We start from the raw sequence: 25,110 nt of genomic DNA on the forward strand, positions 1-25,110 counted from the left end.
CCCAACGGGGGTCGGGGCGGTGACGCTCTATCTTGACGTCTTGCATGTTCAGTTTTCAATGTTCATATGTCGTCTTGAGACAACTTTTAAAGTATATCAACTTATCAATCAGTTGTCAACACTTTATTTTATTGATGTTGTACTGCCTTAGCGACCTACTTATCATACCAAGGATACGGAGAAAGGTCAATACTATTTTTCTAGAAAAATAAAAGAGACTTATAAAATCATAAGTCTCTTTTACTAACTATTAGTTTTCAGTTGGTTCTTCTTCTATAGAAGGAGTTTGCTCGACGGTACCTTCTACTACTGTCCCGTCTTCTAAAAGCTCGACTTCTTCTTCTTCACTCTTTTCAACTTTTGCTACTGTAGCAATCTTTTCTTCATCACTTAAGCGCATTAGTCGAACACCTTGCGTTGCACGTCCAGTCGTGGAGATATCTTCTACAGCCATACGAATCAACATGCCCTGAAGTGTGATCAGCATCAAATCTTCAGTTCCATCAACAGTTTTCAATGCACTCAAGTTTCCGTTCTTCTCCGTAATCTGACACGTCTTTATTCCGTATCCACCGCGAGATTGCAGACGGTACTCAGAGGCAGCTGTACGTTTTCCATACCCATTCTCTGTTACAACGAGGACTTCCTGGTCATCTTCAAGAATTTCCATGCCGACAACGAAGTCGTTTTCGCGAAGTTTGATACCTCGAACTCCAGCTGCTGTTCGACCCATCGAACGGATATCCGATTCTTTGAAGCGTACAGAGCGTCCTTGGTGCGTTCCGATAATGATATCTTTTTCACCATCTGTGCGACGAACAGCCATCAACTCATCCTCTTCACGAAGAGAAACAGCAATCAGACCGTTTGTACGGATGTTTGCAAATGCTGTAACTGGTGTACGCTTTGTAACGCCATCACGTGTTGTAAAGATGAAATACTCGTTGTCTTCAAATGAAGACATTGGGATCATCGCCGTAACATTCTCATCACGCTCGATGTTGAGTAAATTGACGAGTGGCAATCCTTTTGCTGTACGGCCATACTCAGGAATTTCGAATCCACGTGCACGATACACCTTTCCTTTGTTCGTAAAGAAGAGAATGGTATCGTGTGTAGAGGTATTCAATAGGTGTTCTACGAAGTCATCTTCGTTGGTGCCCATTCCTTGAACACCTCGACCCCCACGACGTTGACTTCGGTAAGTATTCACCGGCAAACGTTTGATGTAGCCTTTGTTTGTCAATGTCAGTACCGAGTTTTCTTCTGGGATCAAGTCTTCATCTTCCATGATTTCTGCCCCACCCGCCATAATTTCTGTACGACGTTTGTCGGAGAACTTGTCACGAATCTCGATAAGCTCTTCACGAATGATTTCAATAACACGGTATTCATTTTCAAGAATAAATGTTAACTCTTCTATGAGAGCAAGTAATGCGTTGTATTCTTCTTCAATTTTGTCGCGCTCAAGCCCTGTTAGACGTTGTAGACGCATATCTAGGATAGCTTGCGCTTGACGCTCGGATAGTTCGAACTTTTCCATCAATCCGCGTTTTGCTTCGTCGCCAGTTTGAGAGGCACGAATCAATGCGATGATTTCATCGATATGATCTAATGCGATGCGCAGACCTTCTAAGATGTGTGCGCGGTCTTTGGCTTTATTCAAGTCAAACTGTGTACGACGACGGATGACCACTTTTTGATGCTCTAGGTAGTGGTACAATGCCTCTTTCAAGTTCAATACTTTTGGTTGGTTGTCAACAAGGGCAAGCATGTTCACGCCAAAGCTTGTTTGAAGTTGTGTTTGCTTGTATAGATTATTCAAAAGGACATGCGTGTTTGCGTCTTTACGTAGCTCAATGACGATACGCATACCATCGCGATCGGACTCATCTGCAAGGTGTGTAATACCTTCGATTTTCTTATCACGCACAAGCTCTGCGATTTTTTCGATCAAGCGTGCTTTGTTGACTTGATACGGAATTTCTTTGACGATGATGACTTGTTTGCCACTCGCTTTTTCCTCGAATTCAACTTTTGCACGCGTGATAATTGAGCCGCGTCCTGTTTCGTAAGCACGACGAATCCCGCTTCGTCCCAAGATGATTCCACCAGTAGGGAAATCAGGACCTGGAATAAATTCCATCAGTTCATCAATTGTAATTGCTGGGTTTTCAGCAAGGGCTAAAACACCATCGATGACTTCTCCAAGGTTGTGTGACGGAATGTTTGTTGCCATCCCAACCGCAATCCCTGAAGCTCCATTAACCAGTAAGTTCGGGTAACGACTTGGCAACACAGCTGGCTCTTTTTCTTGGCCATCGTAGTTGTCTTTATAATCGATTGTATCTTTGTTGATGTCACGCAGCATTTCCATTGCGATTTTTGACATACGCGACTCGGTATAACGCATTGCCGCGGCGCCGTCTCCGTCAATCGAACCAAAGTTCCCGTGACCGTCTACAAGCATGTAGCGGTAACTGAAATCTTGTGCCATACGTACCATCGCATCGTAAATGGAGGAGTCGCCGTGTGGGTGATATTTCCCCATTACGTCACCGACGATACGCGCTGACTTTTTATATGATTTATCCGGTGTGTTCCCGAGCTCTTGCATTCCATAAAGAATTCGGCGATGAACCGGTTTTAATCCGTCCCGTACATCTGGTAACGCACGTGAAACAATAACACTCATAGCGTAATCAAGGAATGAAGTCTTCATCTCATTGCTGATATTAATTCCTCTTACGCCTTTATTCGGTACTTCCGACATGCTGCTTGACCTCCCATTCTTTCTTCACCTAAACGAAATCACACATCTCGCCGAAAAGATGACGAGATGTGGTACTAGTTTTAAATATCTAAATTTTTCACGTATACTGCGTTGTCTTCAATGAACTGACGACGTGGTTCTACTTCATCGCCCATCAGTTGTTCAAAGATAGAATCTGCTTCAAGTGCATCTTCTAAATTGACTTGTAGCAATGTACGGTACTCTGGATCCATAGTTGTTTCCCATAACTGCGTAGCATTCATCTCACCAAGACCTTTGTAACGCTGGACATTTGGCTTTGGTTGTTTTGGAAGACGCTCTAAGATGGCACGTAATTGACTATCGCTGTAACAATATTCAATATGCTTTCCTTGTTTCACTTGATAAAGTGGTGGTTGTGCAACATAGACATACCCCGCTTCAATCAACGGACGCATAAAACGGAAGAAGAACGTCAATAGGAGTGTACGAATGTGTGCACCATCGACATCGGCATCCGTCATAATCACGACTTTATGGTAACGTGCTTTTTCTAAATTGAACTCGCCACCGATTCCAGTGCCAAGTGCCGTAATCATTGCACGAATTTCATTGTTTCCTAGGATACGGTCAAGACGTGCTTTCTCCACGTTCAAAATTTTCCCGCGAAGTGGAAGGATCGCTTGGAAGTGACGGTCACGACCTGATTTTGCAGAACCGCCTGCAGAGTCACCCTCTACGATATACAGTTCGCTTTCTGCCGGGTTACGTGATGAACAGTCCGCAAGTTTCCCTGGTAAGCTCGACACTTCAAGTGCAGATTTACGACGTGTAAATTCGCGAGCTTTTTTCGCAGCGACACGTGCACGAGCGGCCATTAGACCTTTTTCGACCACTTGACGTGCTACTGAAGGATTTTCAAGCAAGAAGCGCTCGAAGCCTTCTGAGAACAAGCTATTTGTGATCTGGCTCACTTCTGAGTTCCCAAGTTTCGTCTTGGTCTGCCCTTCAAACTGAGGGTCTGGGTGTTTGATGGAAATGATAGCCGTTAGACCTTCACGTACATCGTCACCTGTCAGGTTGGTTTCAGATTCTTTTAAAAGATTATTTTTACGCGCATAGTCGTTGATCACACGTGTAAGAGCTGTTTTAAATCCAGACTCATGTGTTCCGCCTTCATACGTATTAATGTTGTTGGCAAATGAGAAGATGGCTGCATTGTATCCTGCGTTGTATTGCATCGCAATTTCAATTGCAATTCCTTCTCGCTCTGCTTCTACAAAAATCGATTCGTGAAGAGGCTCTTTTTTGGCATTCAAATGTTCGACGTATGATTTAATTCCACCTTCATAGTGGAACGTCTTTTTCTGTTCTTGGCCTTCACGCTCATCCTGAATCGTGATAGCTAGACCACGGTTCAAATAAGCAAGTTCACGGATACGATTCGCTAGAATATCAAATTCATACTCCGTTGTTTCTGTGAAAATTTCCGAATCTGCTTTGAAACGTGTTGTCGAACCTGTAGTATCGGTATCTCCAATGACTTCAAGTGGTTGCGTAACAGCGCCACGCTCAAACTTGATTTCATGAATTTTTCCGTCACGATGCACAATTACTTCAGCATGTTCGGATAAGGCATTTACTACTGAAGCACCTACACCGTGAAGACCACCAGATACTTTGTAACCGCCCCCGCCGAATTTTCCTCCGGCGTGAAGAACAGTCATGATGACTTCAACGGCTGGTTTCCCCATCTTTTCATGGGTGCTGACAGGAATACCTCGTCCGTTATCTTCTACACGGATCCAGTTGTCTTTTTCAATTGTGACTGTAATATGGTCACAGTGACCGGCTAATGCTTCATCAATCGAGTTGTCGACGATTTCCCATACTAAATGGTGAAGACCTTTTGAACTGGTAGAACCAATGTACATTCCAGGGCGCTTACGGACGGCTTCGAGACCTTCTAAAACCTGAATCTGGTCTGCATCATAAGAAGTTTGGATTTCTTTTTCTTCCATTGCCAAGTGACTCACCTACTCTTTCTGTTTGGCACATCTAGTGTTTCTCTTCAATCGTTCCATGTTCCACATGAAACAATTTGGCTTGTGTGACGACGTCATGTGTCAGACCATCTACAGTTGTGGTTGTGACAAATGTCTGCACTTTATCTTGAATAGTATTTAACAGATGCGTTTGTCTGAAGTCATCGAGTTCAGATAAGACGTCATCCAATAATAAAATGGGTGGTTCACCGACTTCTTGGTGAATCAATTCAATTTCAGCAAGCTTCAGTGACAACGCAGTCGTTCGCTGTTGTCCTTGAGATCCATAGGTCTGTACGTCATAGTCGTTAACAAAGAACTGCAAGTCATCTCGGTGTGGACCGTAAAGGCTTGTTCCCCTCTGGACTTCTTGACGCTTCGACTTCTCAAGTTTTTCTGTCAGCTGTTGCTTCCACTCTTCAGGACCTGCATCTAAATCGATACCTGCTGTGCACTGATAGCGGATGTTTAACTTCTCAAGTCCTCGGGAAATACCATGATGAATGGGTTCTGCCCAGGACTGCAACAGCTCGATAAACTGCATGCGTTTTTTCAGCACTTTGACTGCTGCTTCTACATATTGTTCTGTATAAATCGCAAACATCACATCGTCGAACGAAGGATTCCCTTGGTTCTGCTTCAAGATGTGGTTGCGTTGTTTTAAAATCTTTTGAAATTGTAAAAGGTCATGCAAATAAACAGGTGATATCTGGCCGATTTCCATATCCAAAAACCGTCTTCTCACCTGCGGGCTACCTTTTACCAAATTCAAATCTTCTGGTGCAAACATGACGACGTTCATTTGACCGATATAGTCACTAAGACGGGATTGTTCCAAATGATTGACCTTTGCTTTCTTGCCTTTTTGCGAGATGGTCAGTTCGAATGGAATGGTGCCGTATTTTTTATGAACATCACCTTTTATTTTACCATATTCCGCGTTCCAACGTATCAATTCTTTATCGTTTGAGGTGCGGTGAGATTTCGCCATCGCAAGTACATAAATGGCCTCCATGATATTGGTCTTGCCTTGTGCATTTTCACCGAGGAAGACATTCACATGTTTAGAAAAATCAGCTTGAGCCGATTCATAATTCCTATAATTTGAAAGCGCCAATGTCTCGATGTGCATTCTACGCCTCAGGTCCGATCAATTTAAACTTTCCATGCTCAGGAATGAGAACGACATCTCCTGTCCGAAGCTTCTTCCCTCTGCGGTCTTCTGCTTCTCCGTTGACAAAAACTGTGTTCATTTGAAGAAATGGACGCGCCATCCCACCTGAATCAATGGCACCGGTCATTTTTAATAGTTGACCGAGTGTGATGTATTCTGAATCAAATCGAATCTCATTCATCGTTTGATACCTACTCTTTCTAAAAGTCATTATCACTCCATTTTACCCTATTTTTGTGGATAAGTAAAAAGGAGTCGCTGCAATGAGCGACTCCTTGGAAATTAATACGTTCGGACTGGCAAGATCAATTGCAAAATCGCATCATCATGCACAGATTTTAAAATGAACGGACGCATGACCCCAGTGAACTGGATTTGCACGTCATGACCTTCAATAGCTTTTAGTGCATCCATCATATACTTTGCACTGAACGAGATAACTAGCTCTTCTCCTTCAATCTGCTCTGCAAGCACTTGCTCTTCTACTTTCCCGATTTCAGGAGAGTTGGATGAAATCTCTACTGCACTTTGCCCTTGTGTCGTGAAACGGACCACGTTGTTGCGATCTTCACGCGCTAATAAAGATGCACGATCGATGGCTTGGTGAAGTGCACGGCCATTTACTACGACCAGCGTCTTATGTTCAGAAGGAATCAGGCGGCTCGTGTCCGGATAGTTTCCTTCAAGAAGACGTGAATAAAATAGGACGTTTCCAGCTTTGAATAAAATTTGTTGGGAAGTTAATACAATCTCGACAGGTTCTGAGTTATCTTCAAGAATCTTATTGAGCTCGTTTAAGCTTTTCCCTGGAATCACTGCGTTGTACTCTTCAGAAGGAGCACTTTCAAGCTTTGTCGAGCGACGTGCTAGACGGTGGCTGTCTGTTGCAACACACATCAACTCACCATCACGGATTTGCCAGTTCACCCCTGTTAGTACTGGGCGACTTTCTGAAGTCGAAACTGCAAAGACCGTTTCACGAATGATGGACTTGACTAAGTCAGCTGGCATTGTGAAGGATTGGTCTTCTTCCATCTGAGGAAGTAATGGATAGTCGTTGGCATCTTGACCGATCAGATGGAATTCTGATTTTCCAGAACGAACATCTGTCTGATAATTATTTTTCACTTCAATAAGAACGTCATTTGTTGGAAGCTTACGAACAATCTCATTAAAGAAACGTGCTTGCAATACGATGGAACCAGTCTGTGTCAATTGAACAATCTGCTCTCCATCTTCTTCAAGTGGGATGAATGTTTGAATTGTAATATCTGCATCACTACCTGTTAAGTAGATCCCTTCTTTTTTTGCCTCGATTTTAATTCCTGTAAGAATTGCGACGGTGGTTTTTGAACTTACTGCTTTCATGACATCATTCAATGCCTCGAGTAAGCGATCTCGCATTACTTCAAATTTCACGCTGAAATCAGCTCCTTATATACATATTTATTTTTATTAAAGAATAACAGCAATAGTAATAGGCACTGTGAATATGTGTATAAGTGCATTTTCCCCTACAGAAATATGGTTATCCACATGTGCATAAAGTGTTTGTAAGTTAACGAATAACTAGTAGAGTTATCCACACTATTCAGATGAGCGTCCTAATAGACTCTTAATCTGTTTAATTTCACTTTTAAGCGTTTCATCTGTTTTGAGCAGAGTTGAAATTTTTTCAGTCGCATGAATGACCGTTGTATGATCACGACCTCCAAATTCTTCTCCGATTTTCGGCAGCGAAAAATCTGTCAGTTCACGAGAGAGATACATAGCGATCTGACGTGGATAGGCAATTGATTTTGTTCGCTTCTTTGCTGAAAAGTCTTCTAAACGTACATGGTAGTGCTCTCCAACGACTTTTTGAATGTCTAAGATGGTGATGATGCGTGAGCGACTGGCAGGCATAATATCTTTTAGTGCTTCAGAAGCCAAATCGACATTGATGTCGCGATTGATCAAAGATGAATACGCAACGACACGGATGAGAGCTCCTTCAAGCTCGCGGATATTAGAATCAATCTGATTGGCGATGTATACCATCACTTCATTACTAATATCTAAGCCGTCTGCACGTGCTTTTTTGCGAAGGATTGCGATACGTGTCTCTAAGTCCGGTGGCGAAATATCGGTAATCAGGCCCCATTCAAAGCGCGAACGTAAGCGATCTTCAAGTGTTGGAATTTCTTTAGGCGGACGATCACTAGAGATAATAATTTGTTTAGATTCCTCATGCAACGCATTGAATGTATGGAAAAATTCTTCTTGGGTTGATTCTTTTCCAGCAAGAAACTGAATATCATCTATTAGCAGCACGTCTACATTGCGGTACTTATTGCGGAAATGGACAGTTTTATTGTCTCGGATGGAGTTAATGAATTCATTTGTGAATTTTTCAGATGACAAATACACCACCTTGGCATTTGGATTATGTTCTTGTACATAATGACCAATGGCATGCATCAAGTGGGTCTTTCCAAGTCCAACTCCTCCATAAATGAAGAGTGGATTATACGCTTTTGCAGGTGCTTCAGCGACTGCGAGTGATGCAGCATGCGCAAAGCGGTTTCCGGAACCGATAACGAATGTATCGAACGTATACTTTGAGTTCAACATACCTGGTGAGAAGTCCGGCTGATCGTCTTGAGAGACCATCGGCTTTGGTGCAGGAATGTCATAGTCTTCTAAGTTTTGATCTTTTGGAACGATGAAGGAAATCATCGCTTCCTTTCCAGTCAAATCATGCAAAATCGCAGCAATTTGATGGACATAATGGTTTTCAAGCCAGTCACGCGCAAATGAGTTTGGTGCTGCGATTGTCAACGTGTCTTGTTTATAAGATAAGAGCTTTGTCGACTTCAGCCACGTTTCAAAACTCGGTTTCGAAACTTGTTTCTCCATCTCAGCGAGCACCCGGCCCCATAGTTCTTCGAGTTGATCCAACGAGGTACACTCCTTTCTGATTTGTGTCATATAAAAGCCAGACGCAATTCGACATGGCAAAAAAATATAGAACAATTATACACACTATAAAATACATGTGGATAAAACTTTACACAGACTGTGAAAAATATTATCCACACTTTATTAACAAATGTGGATAACTGAAAAAGGCGATTTTTTATGTACAGAGTAAAACACAATTAGCATATCATTTTTAGCTAGTACTGACAAGACTTGATTGAACTTATCCACAAAGCCTGATTTACACACAGTTATAGTTGTCCACAGGTATGAATATGTGCAAAAACTGTTCATAAGGGATGTTGATAACTTAGAATGGTGATTTTACATATTCCCATCGAAATTTGCAAGTGTTTGTCGAGAATGTGGATAACTTGATCTGGAGCATGAGGAAAAACTAAATTTTGCGCATTGACAGTCTGGGGCAGATTTAAGTATAATAGTCAAGACTGTCTGGAGATATTTAAGAATAGTCAAAGCAGGAGGTGTCTTACACAATGAAACGTACATTCCAACCAAATAAACGTAAACGCAGCAAAGTTCACGGGTTCCGCGCACGTATGAGCACAAAGAATGGTCGCCGCGTATTAGCTTCACGCCGTGCTAAAGGAAGAAAAGTATTATCAGCATAAGTCCACTGAACCCTCAGTGGATTTTTTTTTACTATATTAGATGTGGAGAACGCCACTCTAGAAACTCCGAGGAAATCAGACGTGCCCGTGAAGGCGCTCTTCAGCCTTTGCGGGTGCGGCTGATTCCGGAGTGTGTTTCTGGCGTTCGGAACTCGATTCCACCACAAAAAACTTTGCTCTTCCTATTAGAAAGAAACCAAAACACGCAACAGATATTTACAGGAAGGTCGGAGGTCCATGAATAAACACCAGCGGATCAAAGACAACAAAGAATTTCAGGAAATCTTTAAAAAAGGGAAGTCGTATGCCAACAGACAGTTTGTCGTTTATATCATGCCAAGTGAAGAGACACATTTCCGAGTTGGGCTTTCTGTCAGTAAAAAGGTAGGAAATGCAGTCACACGAAATCGTGTTAAACGATACATACGTCAAACCTTTCTAGAACTGAAAGACGATGTTAAGCCCGCCAACTATATTATTATCGCCAGGATTCCGGCGGCCACACTAGATTTTCATGAGACAAAAAAGAGTCTCGAACACGTATTGAAAATCGCGAAAGTTTATCGTTCGAGTGGTAAGATAAAGAAAACAGAAGACAATGCAGGGGGACGTACAAGGTGAAAAAGAAGGCACTTCTCACTCTGCTTATAGTGTCTGCACTATTTTTAGCAGGGTGTACAGAATTCAATGCGCCAATTTACGATGAATCAACCGGGTTCTGGAATGAATACATCGTATGGCCACTTGTTTCAGCTATCACGTATTTTAAAAATCTGCTTGGAACGTACGGACTTGGAATTATCGCAGTTACGGTCATTATCCGTTTAGCCATCCTTCCACTTTTGATTAAGCAGACAAAGAGCTCGAAAAAAATGCAGGAAATTCAACCTCAATTGAAGTTACTGCGTGAAAAATACAGCTCAAAAGATGCACAAACACAACAAAAATACCAAGCAGAAATGATGGAACTCTTTAAAGAGAAGGGTGTCAACCCAGCAGCAGGTTGTTTACCGGTCTTGATTCAGATGCCGATTTTAATCGGATTCTATCATGCCATCAGCCGCATGAATGCTACTCCAGAAATTAATCTTGGTGATTTTTTGATTTTCCCATTAGCAGAGCCAAGTATTACACTTGCGATTCTTGCAGGGGTGTTCCAATTAGTTACTCTGATGACAGGCCCAGCGATGGACAACCCACAAATGAAAATCATGATGTATATTATGCCATTTATGATTGTCGGATTTGGTTTGATCTTACCATCAGCATTAACCCTGTACTGGGTAATCGGAAACATTATCTCATTGATCCAAAACTTAGTAATCTACAAGCCGTGGAATAAGCCACAGGTCGTTCCAGTTCAAACGGGAGGGAAAAAGAGATGAGATCCACTACACAAACTGCAGCAACAAGTGAGCAGGCAATTCAACAAGCATTAAAAGAGCTTGGAATTCGTCGCGATCAAGCGTCGATCAAGATTTTAGATGAAGGTAAAAAAGGCTTTCTCGGTCTAGGAGCGAAGCCTGCAGTTGTGATAGTGAATGTCAAAGACGGTGTGACTGTTGAAGAAACACCGTCCTCTCCAGTGGTTGTCGAAGAGACGAAAGAGGTCGTTGAATCAGCAGCAGTTGATATCAGTGAACAGCCGATTGAGGCTGTGTCTGAACAGACTGAACCTGTAGTCGTCGAAACACCCGTTGCCAAGATTACAAATGATAAAGCAATTGAAGAATCGATCCGATACATGAAAGAAGTCGCGCAAGGAATGGGAATCAACGACTTAGACGTTACACATGAAGTCGAAGGCAAGTATGTTCACTTCCAGTTGAACAGTTCGAAAGCTGCTCAGTTGATTGGAAAGCGTGGTCAAACTTTAAATGCGCTTGAAAATCTTGTTCAATTGGTTGCAAATAAGTACTCGGGGAACTTCATGATCGTCAAAATGGACGTTGAAAACTACCGAGAGAAGAGAAAAGTAGCACTTGAACAACTCGCAGAACGAATGGCGGATAAAGCACGTCGTTCTGGAGAGAAAGTCGAGTTCGAACCGATGAATGCGTATGAACGAAAAATTATTCATAATGCATTATCTACACATGTAGACATCGATACGTATTCTGTTGGAGCAGACCCACATCGTCACTTAGTAATTGAACCGATTCAATAAGCAAAGGAGCCCCTTAGTGGGCTTCTTTTTTTGTCCAATTGTCACAGTTCCATAACTAGAGTTTTCCACAAAAATATGCTATTGTAAGGTGTTAGTGCGTTCAATAAAAATCAGTTATCCACACGTGGATAACTGTTCGATAGAGGAGAGAAACCAATAATGGAATTTGATACAATTGCAGCGATTTCCACACCACTCGGAGAAGGGGCGATCGCAATTGTTCGCCTAAGTGGTCCAGAGGCTGTTTCAATTGCTGATCAGGTGTTCCGCTCTCCTTCCCATAAAAAATTAGCGCAAGAAGCGACACATACCATTCATTATGGACACTTAGTCCGTCCTGAGACTGAAGAAGTCGTAGAGGAAGTCATGGTATCTCTGATGAGAGGGCCTAAGACGTTCACACGCGAAGATGTAGTAGAAATCAACTGCCACGGAGGGCTTGTCACAGTCAATCAGGTCCTGCAACTGGTATTACGTGCTGGAGCGCGCATGGCAGAGCCTGGAGAGTTTACAAAGCGTGCCTTCTTAAACGGTCGAATTGACTTGTCTCAAGCAGAGGCGGTCATGGATCTTATCCGTGCTAAAACGGACAAGGCGATGAATGTGGCGCTCGGTCAAATGGATGGTCGACTGTCTCGACTTATTCAATCTCTTCGCCAGGCATTGTTAGAGACGCTTGCACAGGTCGAAGTAAACATCGACTACCCAGAATACGATGACGTGGAAGAAATGACGATTCCACTCATGCGTGAGAAGGGCATGTGGGTCAAGCAAGAGATTGAGAAGCTGCTAGAGACGAGCATGCAAGGAAAGATTCTGCGTGAAGGGCTTGCGACTGTTATTGTCGGTCGTCCGAACGTAGGGAAATCTTCTCTATTAAACAGCCTGATTCAAGAAAATAAAGCTATTGTCACAGATATTGCGGGAACGACTCGTGATATTATAGAAGAATATGTCAATGTTCGTGGCGTGCCTCTGAAATTAGTCGACACGGCCGGTATTCGGGAGACAGAAGACATCGTTGAGCGTATCGGTGTCGAGCGATCTCGTCAGGTGTTAAAAGAAGCGGACTTGATCTTGTTGGTCATGAACCACTCAGAGGCATTATCAGAAGAAGATGAGCGTCTCATTGAAGCGACGCATGGTATGGAGACGATTGTTATCGTCAATAAGACGGATCTTCCGCAAGCATTGGATTACAGCAAGCTTGAAGAACTTGTCGGCCACCGCCGTATCGTGACGACATCTATTCTTCAAGATGAAGGTATTGAGGAACTTGAGCAAGAAATTGCGAAGCTGTTCTTTGAAGGGAATATGCAGGGAGGCGACATGACGTATGTATCGAACGCGCGTCACATCGCACTTCTTCATCAAGCCAAACAAACAATCGAAGATGCCCTGGATGCTACAGAACAAGGCGTTCCAGTGGATATGATTCAAATAGATGTAACTCGAACTTGGGAAATACTTGGAGAAATCGTAGGAGACACTGTAGAAGAAAGTCTCATCGATCAACTCTTTGCTCAGTTCTGCCTCGGGAAATAACAACAGAGAGGAAGAGACTATGCGTACTTTTGACGCAGGCACGTATGATGTAATTGTCATCGGTGCCGGGCATGCCGGAGTAGAAGCGGCACTTGCTTCTGCCAACATGGGTGCCAAAACACTCGCTTTAACTATTAACTTAGATATGATTGCCTTTATGCCATGTAACCCATCCGTAGGAGGACCGGCAAAAGGAATCGTTGTCCGTGAAATCGATGCACTTGGAGGCGCAATGGGGAAAGTCATCGACCGTACCCATATCCAAATGCGGATGCTCAATACAGGAAAAGGGCCAGCTGTTCGAGCGCTTCGAGCACAAGCTGACAAAGTCCTTTACCAACAAGAAATGAAACGTTTGATGGAAGAGCAACCAAATCTTTCTGTTCATCAAGCAGTAGTAGAAGAACTGATAATCGAAGACGAGGAAGTAAAAGGTGTTATCACACAGGTAGGTGCTATTTATAAAGCCAAAACTGTTGTTGTTACGACCGGTACTTTCTTGCGCGGGGAAATCATTATTGGTGACTTGAAGTATTCATCAGGTCCGAATAATCAACAACCGTCTATAAAACTCGCAGATAACTTGCGTGAACTAGGCTTTGATCTTGTCCGTTTCAAAACAGGTACACCACCACGTGTAAATTCAAACACAATTGATTATTCAAAAACTGAAATGCAACCAGGAGACGATGTACCACGTGCTTTCAGTTTCGAAACGACAGAGTTCATCATGGACCAACTGCCGTGCTGGTTAACGTATACAGGGGAGAAGACCCACCAAATCATCGAAGAGAACTTGCACTTATCACCGATGTATTCTGGAATGATCAAAGGGACTGGCCCACGTTATTGCCCGTCTATTGAAGATAAAATCGTGCGTTTTAACGACAAGCCACGCCACCAGATCTTCTTAGAACCAGAAGGACGCAATACAAAAGAAGTGTACGTACAAGGCTTATCAACGAGCCTTCCTGAGCATGTACAACGTCGTCTGTTAGAAAGCATTCCAGGTCTTGAAAAAGCGGAAATGATGCGTGCAGGCTACGCCATTGAGTACGATGCGATGGTTCCGACACAACTATGGCCAACACTCGAGACGAAAAAAATCAAAAACCTCTATACAGCAGGACAAATCAACGGAACTTCTGGGTATGAGGAAGCAGCGGGTCAAGGGTTGATGGCAGGTATCAATGCAGCACGCCGCTCGAAAGGTGAAGACGAGGTCGTTCTGAGCCGTTCTGACGCGTACATCGGCGTATTAATCGATGACTTAGTAACAAAAGGAACGAATGAACCGTACCGTCTACTGACTTCACGTGCTGAATACCGTCTCCTTCTTCGCCACGACAATGCAGATCTTCGTCTGACAGACTTGGCATATGAGATTGGACTCGTGTCTAAAGAGCGCCACGACCGTTTTACAGCGAAAAAAGAAGCGATTGAAACAGAGTTAAAGCGCCTTCGCAGCATTATCATCAAACCAAATGAAGAGACGCAAAATCTGATTCGTTCTGTCGGTGGAAGTGAATTGAAAGACGGAATTCGCGCGTCAGATCTATTGAAACGTACGGAAATGACGTACGACCTAGTTGCACAACTTGTACCGTCTGAAGTAGAACTCTCTGAAGACAGCAAAGAACAAGTCGAGATCCAAGTGAAGTACGAAGGATACATCGAAAAATCATTGCAACAAGTAGACAAACTGAAGAAGATGGAAGATAAAAAAATCCCAGAAAACATCGATTATGATGCTATTTCAGGCCTCGCCACAGAAGCACGTCAAAAACTGAAAGAGGTACTGCCACTTTCATTAGCACAAGCTTCTCGCATTTCTGGAGTAAACCCGGCTGATATTTCTATTCTTCTAGTTTATATCGAACAGGGACGAATCGCTAAAGTCTCAAGCTAAGGAGCATTTCATGAACGAACAACAATTTATCGCAGCATTAGCTGAAAAAGGCATCCATTTATCGGAGCATCAGATCAAGCAGTTCAAGACATACTTTGAACTGTTGGTCGAATGGAATGAAAAGATGAACCTAACAGCTATCACAGATTTAGAAGAAGTCTATTTAAAACACTTCTATGATTCCATTACTGCAGCATTTTACGTGGATTTCTCAGAGCCTCTTACAGTTTGTGATGTAGGTGCAGGGGCAGGATTCCCAAGTCTTCCAATGAAGATTTGCTTCCCAGAAATGCGCGTCACAATCGTCGATTCACTTAACAAACGTATCCAGTTCTTAACACACTTAAGTAAAGAACTCGGACTTTCCCATGTAGAGTTTGTACATGCGCGCGCCGAAGAGTTTGGCCAAAACCCAGCGTATCGCGAGTCGTTTGACATTGTCACAGCGCGTGCTGTTGCACGTCTATCAGTATTATCGGAGCTTTGTGTGCCGTTAGCAAAAGTAGGGGGGCGCTTTGTAGCTATGAAAGCAGCGTCAGCTGAAGACGAGTTGAAAGATGCAAAAAAAGCGCTAACAGTTCTAGGTGCAGAATTAAAAGAAGATTTTGCATTTAAACTGCCTGTTGAAGAGAGTGATCGCAAACTTTACATTTTCACAAAGAAAAAAACAACACCAAAGAAATATCCGCGAAAACCTGGGACGCCGAACAAAAGTCCAATCCAGTAAAATGTTCCACGTGAAACATTTAATCTTCAAGCGATTTGTGATAGATTAGTAATAGAAGGTGGTGCACGTTTAGATGAAAAGTCCTTTTTCCAGGCTCTTTGGTGGTACAGATAAAGGGAAAGAAAAAGATGCAAGTTCAGAAGTGACAGCAACTGCAGCGACATCTACTACTGTAGAAGAAGTTGTTCAAATCCCAATTGGACGCATCGTTCCAAATAAGTATCAGCCTCGTACAGTTTTTGATGATTCAAAGATTGAAGAGCTTGCCCGGACGATTCGGACTCATGGTGTAATTCAGCCAATCGTTTTACGGGAAATCGAATCCGGTCAGTATGAAATCATTGCAGGAGAACGTCGTTTTAGAGCGATGAGCAAGCTAGAGTGGACAGAAGTACCTGCAATTGTTCGTAATTTATCAGATAAAGAGACGGCTTCTGTTGCGCTTATTGAGAACCTACAACGAGAAGAATTGACAGCTATTGAAGAAGCGCTCGCCTATCAGCAGCTAATCGAGTTACATGAATTGACGCAAGAAGCTCTTGCACAGCGACTAGGAAAAGGGCAATCAACAGTCGCCAATAAAATTAGGCTTCTTAAATTACCGCAACAAGTCCAGGATGCGATTTTGACTAAGGACTTATCCGAACGACATGCGCGTGCATTAATGAAAGTAAAAGTAGAGGAGCTGCAACTTGAACTTCTAAAACTAACGATTGATCAACAATTGAGTGTCAAACAATTAGAAGAACATATTGCAAATCTGCAAGCAAAAGCAGAAAAATCCGAAAAAAAGACTCCGGCTAAACCGCGACAGAAGATGGTTAACAAAGACGTGCGTATAGCCTTGAATACATTGAAGCAATCTCTCACAATGATTTCAAAAAGTGGGATCAACTTTGAAACACAAGAAGAGGATCAAGATGATTACTATCAAGTAGTCATTAAAATTCCAAAGCGAAAATAGCCCATTTAAACATCTTTGCACTGTGTGTAGAGATGTTTTTTTTGTAGAATGTTACGCACATGTAACACTATAATTAAAAAAATTTGATAGAATAAGAGATATGAGCTCAGAAAGTAGGTGCAAGAGTGGGAAGAATTATCGCCATCGCCAATCAGAAGGGCGGAGTGGGAAAAACCACCACATCCGTGAACCTCAGTGCCTGCCTTGCATATTTAGGCAAAAAGGTACTACTTGTTGACATTGACCCACAAGGCAACGCATCAAGTGGGGTCGGAGTAAACAAAGGTGAAGTCGATCAGTGTATATATGATGTGTTGATTGATGACGTGCCTGTAAAAGATATTATTATGGAAACTAAAGTAGAGAATCTACATATCGTTCCAGCTACAATTTCACTTGCTGGTGCGGAAATCGAATTAGTGTCTACTATTTCACGAGAAGTTCGCTTGAAACGTTCACTGGAAGAGGTTAGTCCTTATTACGATTATGTCATTATTGATTGTCCTCCGTCTCTTGGCCTTTTGACGATCAATTCTTTAACGGCATCAGATGCCATCATCATTCCTGTACAATGTGAATTTTATGCCTTAGAAGGGCTTAGTCAGCTTCTAAGTACAATTCGTTTAGTACAAAAGCATTTAAATAAGAACTTATCCATCGATGGAGTTCTACTAACGATGTTCGATGCTCGTACAAACCTTGGTATTCAAGTCATTGAAGAAGTGAAAAAGTATTTCCAAGAAAAAGTGTACAAGACCATCATTCCGCGTAATGTGCGTCTTTCAGAAGCACCAAGTCACGGGGAACCTATTATTATATATGATCCAAAATCACGTGGTGCAGAAGTGTACCTGGAACTGGCGAAGGAAGTGATTAAGCATGGCTAAAGGATTAGGAAAAGGCATCAATGCACTATTTCCAGGCGAAGATCAAAACACACAAGAACGTGTGGAACAGATTGAATTGAAACTCATCAAACCAAACCCTTACCAGCCACGTAAAATCTTTGATCAGCAGGCACTACAAGAGCTAAGTGCTTCTATTAAAGAACATGGCGTCTTGCAACCAATCATGCTTCGCAAAAAGGGAAGTAAGTTTGAAATTGTGGTTGGAGAGCGACGATTCCGCGCTTCACAGCTAGCAGGTTTAGCTGAAATTCCAGCAGTTGTCCGCAATTTAGACGACCGTGAAATGATGGAACTTGCTATTCTTGAAAACTTGCAACGAGAAGATTTAACGGCAATAGAAGAAGCAGAAGCGTATCAAAAGCTGATGGATACACTTGATTTAACACAAGAACAATTGGCTTTCCGTTTAGGAAAGAGTCGACCGCATATTGCGAACCATCTTCGTCTCTTAGTATTACCTGAGGAAGCAAAAAAAGCGATTTCAGCTGGTGAAATTACAATGGGTCATGGAAAAGCGCTTCTTGGTCTGAAAAAGAAGAAAAATATCCCATTGATTCTTGAAAAGACGAAGAAAGAGCAATTGAATGTTCGCCAACTGGAGGCACTTGTCCAACGTTTGAATGAAAATGTTCCACGTGAAACAATTGAAAAAGATAAGAAGGATATTTTCACTGTAGAGAAAGAGTCTGAATTGCGTGAGCGATTTGGTACAGCGGTGAAAATTAACCGTTCAAAAGATCAAGAAAAAGGAAAAATTGAAATTGATTTTTACTCAAAAGATGATCTGGAACGTATTCTAGAACTTTTAGAAAAGTAAACACTGACCTATTTCCACGTGCTGTGGAAATAGGTTCATTTTTTATAGTGCATGATTAGCGAAATGAAATTGTGAGAAAAGTAGGGATGAAGATGGTGTTATGGGGGACGCTGATCAATGCGCTTTTGATTGTAGTAGGAGCAATTGCTGGGCGACTATTAAAAGGAATCCCAGATCGTATGAAAGAGACGGTTATGTATGCAATTGGCTTAGCGGTTGCAGTGATGGGAATTCAAATGTCATTTGAAAGTACAAATTTTATTATTGTAATCATTAGTTTAGTAATAGGAACTGTACTAGGGGAGTGGTGGGATCTTGACCGTCAATTAAACCGACTGGGTCAGTGGCTTGAGAAGAAGATGAGCAGAGGTGGTCAAGAAGGCACGATTGCTCAAGGGTTTGTTACAGCGACTTTAATTTTTGTGATTGGTGCTATGGGCGTGTTAGGTGCATTAAACAGTGGGCTACGTAACGATCATGAGTTGTTGATTAGTAAAGGAATTATTGATGGATTCACATCGATTCTATTAGCTGCCACTCTAGGAATCGGAGTTCTACTTTCTGCAATTCCAGTCGCACTTTACCAAGGGAGTATCGCTTTATTTGCTACACAAATCACGCGACTTGTTCCAGATGAGGCATTGACACTCTTCTTAAGTGAGATGACGGCGACTGGAGGCATTATGATCTTGGCCATCGGGTTAAACCTAATCGGTATTACAAAAGTGCGTGTCGCTAATTTGCTGCCAAGTCTGTTGGTAGTGGCTCTTTACGTAGCATGGACGTTTGTGTTTTAGCTAAATGACGATGCCATGCTAGAAACAGGGCATTCGCTATGACACGCGCCATGTCATGTGTAATATGAAGCCGAGTAGTTTGCAACGTTTCGATTCCTTCGCTATGAAGGTGGTTGACTACACCTTTAATCGAATAAGACCCTATAGCGGGTAAGTCCTTTTGAACGGCTTTGCCTGGCCAAAGAGGACCAATCTCGAGTAAAATATCACCGATGGCACGATGATTGCCTAAACAGGCATCAATTGCGACGAGTGGAGCGTCTGAATCAAAGGAATGCAATTCTTCTACAATAGTAGTTAGATTCAATGCATGTACAAGCGAATCTAGACAACCTACAACGCGAAATGGAAAGCTTGAATAAAGGGACAAGAATGATCCGGTGAGTGGGCCGAGAGCATCACCTGTTGAACGGTCTGTGCCGATGCATACAAATGTTAGACGGGGGTCATCAAAAGGGAGTACAGTTAAGAGAGCCGAGCTCAGCTCCCAAATAGCACCTTGTGCTTCAAAATTAGTTGAGTGAGTTGTAGGATTCATAAGATATCCACCTTTCCAGCAGTAGTTCTAGTAGTTTATGTAGAACTCACTAATAGTATTCATAAAAAAGGAGGTTCTCTATGAGTGTCGAACGAATATGGGAACGAACAGTTGAATTTATAGTTAATGAAGCATTATGGATTACCATTGGAACAGCTTTACTGAAAATCTTATTAATTCTTATATTAATGGTTGTTGTAGTTAAAATCGGAAAATCCGCTATTGAACGTGTGATGATTCTTCGTTCTAAAACACCAATTGGCTATACAGAGCGCAGACAGAATACACTGATCAAATTACTGCAAAATGGTCTCACATATATCGTCTATTTTGCAGGGATTTTAGCTATTCTTTCTGCAATGAGCATTAATGTAGTCGGTCTTCTGGCTGGGGCAGGGATTGCAGGCCTTGCCATCGGTTTTGGTGCACAAAGTTTAGTGAAAGATATTATTACCGGATTCTTCATTATCTTTGAAGACCAATTTGGTGTTGGGGATACAGTCATGATCAATCAGTCAAACGGAACTGTAGAAGAAATTGGTTTGCGTACAACAAAAATCAAGACGTACACAGGTGAGCTTCATATTATTCCGAACGGTAATATCTCGGAAGTGATCAACTACTCTGTGTATAATTCGTTGATCATGGTAGATGTTTCTGTAGCATACGAATCTGACGTGGATGAAGTAGAACGATTGATCAACAAGTTTTTAGATTCGACGGAGGAACGTTACCCGGAACTTGTCCGACGACCTGATTTGCTCGGAGTGAATGCGTTAGGTGCATCAGATGTTGTTATGCGTATAGCAGCGGAGGCGTTACCGATGAATCACTTTAAAGTCGGTCGCCTACTTCGAAGAGACATCAAGAAGTTCCTAGATAATCACGGCATTGAAATTCCGTATCAAAAGATGGTCGTGTTTGAACAAAAAGGAGGAGGCCAAACGAATGCAGGCAAATAAAGAGTTTCAGTTACACGATGTCGTGGAGATGAAGAAACAACATCCATGTGGTACGAATGCTTGGAAAGTCATTCGTCTTGGTGCAGATATCCGAATCAAATGTGAAGGCTGCGGACATAGTGTCATGATTCCTCGTCGTGAATTTGAGAAGAAGATGAAGAAGGTCCTTGTGCGTCACGAGGAACAATAGACAGGGGGCGCGTTGCCCTTTATACTTAATAGGTTGAAACAAGAAAGGTAGGAGAACCCATGGCTTTAACAGCTGGTATTGTTGGTTTACCGAACGTAGGAAAATCGACGCTATTTAATGCAATTACAAAAGCAGGGGCACTAGCAGCAAACTATCCGTTCGCGACGATTGATCCGAACGTTGGAATTGTTGAAGTACCTGATGCACGTTTAGATAAATTAACTGAGATGGTAGAACCTAAGAAGACGGTCCCAACGGCATTTGAATTTACGGATATCGCTGGAATCGTAGAAGGCGCTTCAAAAGGGGAAGGTCTTGGGAATAAATTCCTTTCTCACATCCGTGAAGTAGATGCAATCTGTCAGGTTGTGCGTTGTTTCATAGATGAGAACGTCACGCACGTGGCAGGAAAGGTCGATCCAATCTCGGATATTGAAGTAATCAATTTAGAATTGATCCTTGCTGACTTAGAAAGTGTCGACAAGCGTTTGCAACGCGTCGGTAAGATGGCGAAGCAAAAAGACAAAGAGGCGATGGTAGAACAACCCGTCCTTGAGAAATTGAAAGAAGCATTCGAAGCGGGTCAGTCTGCTCGTTCTGTTGATCTTTCTGATGATGAGAAGAAGGTTATCAAAGGTCTTCACTTATTGACAATCAAACCGATGTTGTACGTAGCAAACGTATCAGAAGACGATATCATGGACGGCGGCTCAAACGAGTACGTAGAAAAGGTTCGTGAGTTTGCAGCGGCAGAAGGTGCAGAAGTGATTGTGATCTGTGCGAAAATTGAAGAAGAGATGGCAGCACTTGAAGACGACGAGAAAGCCATGTTCCTTGAAGAGCTAGGCATCGAAGAGTCAGGTCTTGATCAAATGATCAAAGCATCGTATAGCCTACTTGGCCTTGCCACATATTTCACAGCAGGTGTTCAGGAAGTGCGCGCCTGGACGTTCCGTAAAGGAATGAAAGCTCCACAATGCGCGGGTGTTATTCACTCAGACTTCGAGCGCGGGTTTATCCGTGCGGAGACAGTGGCGTATGATGACTTAGTAGAAGCGGGTTCTATGCCAGCAGCGAAAGAAGCGGGTAAGGTTCGTTCTGAAGGAAAAGAGTATATTGTTCAAGACGGCGACGTTATGTTGTTCCGTTTCAACGTGTAACTAACAAAGAGGGATTCAGCTTAATACTGAGTCCCTCTTTTTTTATAAGTAGTCCAAAGTTCGATCCCTTTATCGAGCGTAAATTTGGTGAGTGTGAACAACCCGATCAGTGTGTAAATCACCAGGAATACATAGCCATCAGACGTTTTGTAGAAGTACGTGACGATAATCCAGCGTGCAATTGCAAAGTACACTAGGTAGAGGGCCACGAACGCAGTGTTGTAAAGGTACTTATTTTTCATGAAACAGTCCCTGGCCGTTTCGGAAGTGGTCGCTCAAGCGCCCAGTCTGTTGTGATTTTACTTAAAACTGAGACGACAACTAAGAGGACTAGGGAGAAAACTAAATTTAATCCGTTAGAAGCAATAGAAATAGGCAGATACTCAAGGGCTGTTGAAAGAACCCAATAAATCAAGACAAATGATGCAACATAAACAAAGTAATAGCGCAGCTTCACAAAAACACCCCTTTTTTAGAAAAAACTGTTAACTTAAGTATACTAAAAAAGCCTTTAAAGTAAAGATTCCAAAGCAAAGAATATACATTGCATTCCACTTCCCAATATGATACAATTCATTGATGTGAGTAATACAATTACTTACTCCTTGCCGGCCTCAAAACCGGCCAAAGTCCATAGGGAGGTGCAGAATAGATGAGACAGTACGAATTAATGTACATTATCCAGCCAGCAATCGAAGAAGAGGCGAAGAAAGCTCTAGTTGAGCGTTTCAACGACATCCTTACTTCAAATGGCGCTGAGATCATCGAATCAAAAGAGTGGGGCAAACGCCGCTTAGCTTATGAAATCAATGACTTGCGTGAAGGTTTCTACCAAATCGTTAAAGTAAATGCAGATTCTAAAGCAATCGATGAGTATACACGTCTTGCTAACATCAATGAAGACATTATCCGTCACATTGCTGTTCGCGTTGACGAGAAATAAGAATTCAACGATCGCTGACGAGGGAGGTTTGTAGGCATGATTAACCGAGTTGTATTAGTAGGCAGATTGACGAAAGATCCGGAGCTGCGTTACACACCGAATGGCGTAGCAGTGGCACGCTTTACACTTGCTGTAAACCGTACATTCTCAAGCCAATCAGGAGAACGTGAAGCAGATTTCATTAACTGTGTTGTTTGGCGTAAACAAGCTGAAAACACAGCAAACTACCTGAAAAAAGGTAGCCTTGCTGGAGTCGAAGGCCGTATTCAAACAGGAAGCTATGAAGGACAAGACGGCAAGCGCGTCTATACGACAGAGGTTGTTGCAGATAGCGTACAGTTCTTAGAACCACGCAATGCATCTGGTGGTGGTGGCGATCGCGGACAACAAGCAGCTCCTTACGGAAATGCACCGCAGTCGAACAACTACAACAACAATTCTAATCAGTATGGTTCAAACCAACCATCGAATCAGCAAAATTATACCCGTATGGATGATGACCCATTTGCAAGTAGCGGTCCGATTGAAGTCTCTGACGACGATCTACCATTCTAACAATCGGCATCTCAAACGGATTACTTGATAACGAAAAAGGAGGCAACCAATATGGCACCACGTCGCGGAGGCAAACGACGCCGTAAAGTTTGTTACTTCACTAGCAACAACATCACGCACATCGATTACAAAGATGTAGATTTGTTGAAAAAATTCGTGTCTGAGCGTGGAAAAATTCTTCCACGTCGTGTGACAGGAACTAGCGCGAAGTACCAACGTAAACTTACACGTGCGATCAAAGTATCTCGTATCATGGCTTTATTACCATTCACAGCTGAAGAGAGATAAGATCTTACTCAACCACCTGTCCGGATTCCGGGCAGGTGGTTTTATTTGTTCCTAGAGTGTTCAAAGCGTTTCGCGCTTTAGTATGATAAAATAGTAGGGATATCTTGAGAGAAGGAAGGTTCCTATGCAACAAGAAAAATCAATCTGGCTACATGGCTTGAGTACGCTATCGATCTTTACGTTGCTGCTCCTGATTGCCGTGTATCTGCCTGTACTTGGGCTAGTTGGACTACTGCTCGCAGTTGTTCCCATTGCCTGGTTTCGTGCAAACCATACACGCATTAACGCTGTTTTCTTAGCCGTTCTTGGCTTACTGCTTGCCATCCTACTTGGTGGCTATATAGGTCTGTTTGTGGCCCTCGTCACTGTCCCTGTCGGATTTATGATTGGAGACGGTCTGGCGGAGAAGAAATCAAAAGTTTTTCTACTCGTCTCTACAGCCATTACACTCATTTTAGCTACACTTACACAAATTCTTGTCTCACAATTTCTGTTCGGTGTGAATTTACTAGAACAGATGATGGATCAAATTCGAGATACGTATTCCCAAGTGGGGGACTTGATGGAAAGTGCCGGGCAATTGCCGGATGACTTTAATCAAATTGTAGCATCGAGCTTACAGACATTTGCTCTTGTTTTACCAGGCTATTTCATTGCGGTAATGTTTGTGACGGCTTGGGTCTATCTCGTAGTCGCCCTTCCGATTCTACGCAAACTAAAAGTGCCAATTCCGCGCTTTGCAGCCTTTCGTCATTTTCAATTGCCACGCGCAGTGATATGGTATTATTTAATCGTATCCTTGCTGTCATTACTTGGCACATTTGAAGCCGGAACAATCGGAGAAATGGCGGTTGTGAATGCCCTATTCGTATTCCGGGCATTACTGTATTTACAAGGGGTTTCCTTGATTCATTATTACTTCCATCAACAAGGTTGGCCAAAGTGGGGCGCGATTGCAACGACGATTGTGTCAGTGCCGTTCTATTCCATCGTGGTCATCATTGGAGTCATTGATTTAGGTTTCCGTCTGCGTGCCTACATCGGCACAAGTTCAAAAAAGTAAGGAGTTGAGTAGC

At 42.7% G+C, this 25,110-nt stretch carries 27 protein-coding genes; 18 read left to right on the forward strand and 9 right to left on the reverse strand.

Annotated elements, in window-relative coordinates:
• Window positions 1–250 precede the first annotated feature (250 nt).
• From gyrA to dnaA, 6 genes are all read right to left on the reverse strand, one after another.
• Entirely contained in the window at window positions 251–2,773 is a 2,523-nt protein-coding gene (gyrA, locus tag AB5N96_RS12350) for a DNA gyrase subunit A (RefSeq protein ID WP_392455195.1), read from the reverse strand.
• Window positions 2,774–2,853: 80 nt separating this feature from the next.
• Window positions 2,854–4,773 carry a DNA topoisomerase (ATP-hydrolyzing) subunit B gene (gyrB, locus tag AB5N96_RS12355; protein ID WP_499705697.1) on the reverse strand — a complete coding sequence of 640 codons (1,920 nt, stop codon included), beginning with the start codon at window positions 4,771–4,773 and terminating at the stop codon, window positions 2,854–2,856.
• A 37-nt stretch (window positions 4,774–4,810) separates the two neighbouring features.
• Window positions 4,811–5,929, reverse strand: a complete 1,119-nt coding sequence (recF, locus tag AB5N96_RS12360; protein WP_204591230.1) for a DNA replication/repair protein RecF — start codon at window positions 5,927–5,929, stop codon at window positions 4,811–4,813.
• Between the two features lies 1 nt (window position 5,930).
• Entirely contained in the window at window positions 5,931–6,152 is a 222-nt protein-coding gene (yaaA, locus tag AB5N96_RS12365) for a S4 domain-containing protein YaaA (protein WP_204591228.1), read from the reverse strand.
• Window positions 6,153–6,253: 101 nt separating this feature from the next.
• Window positions 6,254–7,390: a DNA polymerase III subunit beta gene (gene dnaN / locus AB5N96_RS12370; protein WP_204591226.1), complete on the reverse strand. Its 1,137-nt coding sequence runs from the start codon at window positions 7,388–7,390 to the stop codon at window positions 6,254–6,256.
• A gap of 168 nt (window positions 7,391–7,558) precedes the next feature.
• A complete protein-coding gene (gene dnaA / locus AB5N96_RS12375; RefSeq protein WP_204591224.1) occupies window positions 7,559–8,911 on the reverse strand; it encodes a chromosomal replication initiator protein DnaA in 1,353 nt (450 codons plus the stop codon).
• A 518-nt stretch (window positions 8,912–9,429) separates the two neighbouring features.
• Here dnaA and rpmH point away from each other — a divergent pair.
• From rpmH to AB5N96_RS12430, 11 genes are all read left to right on the forward strand, one after another.
• Window positions 9,430–9,564 (forward strand): 50S ribosomal protein L34, encoded by a 135-nt coding sequence (gene rpmH, locus AB5N96_RS12380; protein ID WP_094941861.1) that lies wholly within the window; start codon window positions 9,430–9,432, stop codon window positions 9,562–9,564.
• Between the two features lie 237 nt (window positions 9,565–9,801).
• Window positions 9,802–10,185 carry a ribonuclease P protein component gene (gene rnpA / locus AB5N96_RS12385; RefSeq protein ID WP_204591222.1) on the forward strand — a complete coding sequence of 128 codons (384 nt, stop codon included), beginning with the start codon at window positions 9,802–9,804 and terminating at the stop codon, window positions 10,183–10,185.
• On the forward strand, window positions 10,182–10,949 hold the full coding sequence (yidC, locus tag AB5N96_RS12390; protein ID WP_204591220.1) for a membrane protein insertase YidC: 768 nt from the start codon (window positions 10,182–10,184) through the stop codon (window positions 10,947–10,949). The genes rnpA and yidC overlap by 4 nt, the downstream gene beginning before the upstream one ends.
• Window positions 10,946–11,731: an RNA-binding cell elongation regulator Jag/EloR gene (gene jag, locus AB5N96_RS12395; protein WP_204591218.1), complete on the forward strand. Its 786-nt coding sequence runs from the start codon at window positions 10,946–10,948 to the stop codon at window positions 11,729–11,731. The genes yidC and jag overlap by 4 nt, the downstream gene beginning before the upstream one ends.
• 159 nt (window positions 11,732–11,890) lie before the next feature.
• Window positions 11,891–13,276, forward strand: a complete 1,386-nt coding sequence (mnmE, locus tag AB5N96_RS12400; protein ID WP_392455199.1) for a tRNA uridine-5-carboxymethylaminomethyl(34) synthesis GTPase MnmE — start codon at window positions 11,891–11,893, stop codon at window positions 13,274–13,276.
• 19 nt (window positions 13,277–13,295) lie between these two features.
• Complete coding sequence (gene mnmG, locus AB5N96_RS12405; RefSeq protein WP_204591213.1) at window positions 13,296–15,185, forward strand: tRNA uridine-5-carboxymethylaminomethyl(34) synthesis enzyme MnmG; 1,890 nt, start codon at window positions 13,296–13,298, stop codon at window positions 15,183–15,185.
• 10 nt (window positions 15,186–15,195) lie between these two features.
• Window positions 15,196–15,912 carry a 16S rRNA (guanine(527)-N(7))-methyltransferase RsmG gene (gene rsmG, locus AB5N96_RS12410; protein ID WP_204591211.1) on the forward strand — a complete coding sequence of 239 codons (717 nt, stop codon included), beginning with the start codon at window positions 15,196–15,198 and terminating at the stop codon, window positions 15,910–15,912.
• Between the two features lie 73 nt (window positions 15,913–15,985).
• Window positions 15,986–16,876: a nucleoid occlusion protein gene (noc, locus tag AB5N96_RS12415; protein WP_392455201.1), complete on the forward strand. Its 891-nt coding sequence runs from the start codon at window positions 15,986–15,988 to the stop codon at window positions 16,874–16,876.
• A gap of 125 nt (window positions 16,877–17,001) precedes the next feature.
• Window positions 17,002–17,763, forward strand: coding sequence for an AAA family ATPase (locus AB5N96_RS12420; RefSeq protein WP_204591207.1), 762 nt, complete (start codon window positions 17,002–17,004; stop codon window positions 17,761–17,763).
• The gene (locus AB5N96_RS12425; RefSeq protein WP_392455202.1) at window positions 17,756–18,601 is read left to right on the forward strand and encodes a ParB/RepB/Spo0J family partition protein; all 846 of its coding nucleotides are present in this window, start codon (window positions 17,756–17,758) and stop codon (window positions 18,599–18,601) included. The genes AB5N96_RS12420 and AB5N96_RS12425 overlap by 8 nt, the downstream gene beginning before the upstream one ends.
• 92 nt (window positions 18,602–18,693) lie before the next feature.
• A complete protein-coding gene (locus AB5N96_RS12430) occupies window positions 18,694–19,398 on the forward strand; it encodes a DUF554 domain-containing protein (RefSeq protein WP_392455203.1) in 705 nt (234 codons plus the stop codon).
• Here the strand turns inward: AB5N96_RS12430 and yyaC are convergent.
• Window positions 19,337–19,936, reverse strand: coding sequence for a spore protease YyaC (gene yyaC / locus AB5N96_RS12435; RefSeq protein WP_499705679.1), 600 nt, complete (start codon window positions 19,934–19,936; stop codon window positions 19,337–19,339). The two genes, AB5N96_RS12430 and yyaC, sit on opposite strands and share 62 nt — an antisense overlap.
• 80 nt (window positions 19,937–20,016) lie before the next feature.
• Here yyaC and AB5N96_RS12440 point away from each other — a divergent pair, with 80 nt between their 5' ends.
• From AB5N96_RS12440 to ychF, 3 genes are read left to right on the forward strand one after another with little or no spacing between them, the layout of a single operon-like run.
• Complete coding sequence (locus tag AB5N96_RS12440) at window positions 20,017–20,898, forward strand: mechanosensitive ion channel family protein (RefSeq protein ID WP_392455205.1); 882 nt, start codon at window positions 20,017–20,019, stop codon at window positions 20,896–20,898.
• Window positions 20,885–21,088: a DUF951 domain-containing protein gene (locus tag AB5N96_RS12445; protein WP_204591197.1), complete on the forward strand. Its 204-nt coding sequence runs from the start codon at window positions 20,885–20,887 to the stop codon at window positions 21,086–21,088. Before AB5N96_RS12440 ends, AB5N96_RS12445 begins: the two co-directional genes overlap by 14 nt.
• A 59-nt stretch (window positions 21,089–21,147) precedes the next feature.
• Window positions 21,148–22,248 (forward strand): redox-regulated ATPase YchF, encoded by a 1,101-nt coding sequence (ychF, locus tag AB5N96_RS12450; RefSeq protein WP_499705680.1) that lies wholly within the window; start codon window positions 21,148–21,150, stop codon window positions 22,246–22,248.
• A gap of 20 nt (window positions 22,249–22,268) precedes the next feature.
• Here ychF and AB5N96_RS12455 read toward each other — a convergent pair whose 3' ends face one another.
• Together AB5N96_RS12455 and AB5N96_RS12460 are read right to left on the reverse strand one after the other, a co-directional pair.
• Entirely contained in the window at window positions 22,269–22,490 is a 222-nt protein-coding gene (locus AB5N96_RS12455) for a hypothetical protein (protein WP_499705681.1), read from the reverse strand.
• Window positions 22,487–22,705, reverse strand: a complete 219-nt coding sequence (locus tag AB5N96_RS12460) for a hypothetical protein (protein WP_499705682.1) — start codon at window positions 22,703–22,705, stop codon at window positions 22,487–22,489. The genes AB5N96_RS12455 and AB5N96_RS12460 overlap by 4 nt, the downstream gene beginning before the upstream one ends.
• Before the next feature lie 195 nt (window positions 22,706–22,900).
• Between AB5N96_RS12460 and rpsF the strand changes: the two genes are divergently transcribed.
• The 4 genes from rpsF (at window position 22,901) to AB5N96_RS12480 (ending at window position 25,097) form a co-directional block, all read left to right on the forward strand.
• On the forward strand, window positions 22,901–23,191 hold the full coding sequence (gene rpsF, locus AB5N96_RS12465) for a 30S ribosomal protein S6 (RefSeq protein WP_499705683.1): 291 nt from the start codon (window positions 22,901–22,903) through the stop codon (window positions 23,189–23,191).
• A gap of 36 nt (window positions 23,192–23,227) precedes the next feature.
• Window positions 23,228–23,746, forward strand: coding sequence for a single-stranded DNA-binding protein (gene ssb / locus AB5N96_RS12470; RefSeq protein WP_204591191.1), 519 nt, complete (start codon window positions 23,228–23,230; stop codon window positions 23,744–23,746).
• 51 nt (window positions 23,747–23,797) lie between these two features.
• Window positions 23,798–24,034 (forward strand): 30S ribosomal protein S18, encoded by a 237-nt coding sequence (rpsR, locus tag AB5N96_RS12475; RefSeq protein ID WP_094941845.1) that lies wholly within the window; start codon window positions 23,798–23,800, stop codon window positions 24,032–24,034.
• 124 nt (window positions 24,035–24,158) lie between these two features.
• Window positions 24,159–25,097 (forward strand): YybS family protein, encoded by a 939-nt coding sequence (locus tag AB5N96_RS12480; RefSeq protein WP_392455208.1) that lies wholly within the window; start codon window positions 24,159–24,161, stop codon window positions 25,095–25,097.
• Window positions 25,098–25,110: the final 13 nt, after the last annotated feature.

The organism is Chryseomicrobium imtechense, assembly GCF_041475995.1.
Classification (GTDB): Bacteria; Bacillota; Bacilli; order Bacillales_A; family Planococcaceae; genus Chryseomicrobium; species Chryseomicrobium aureum.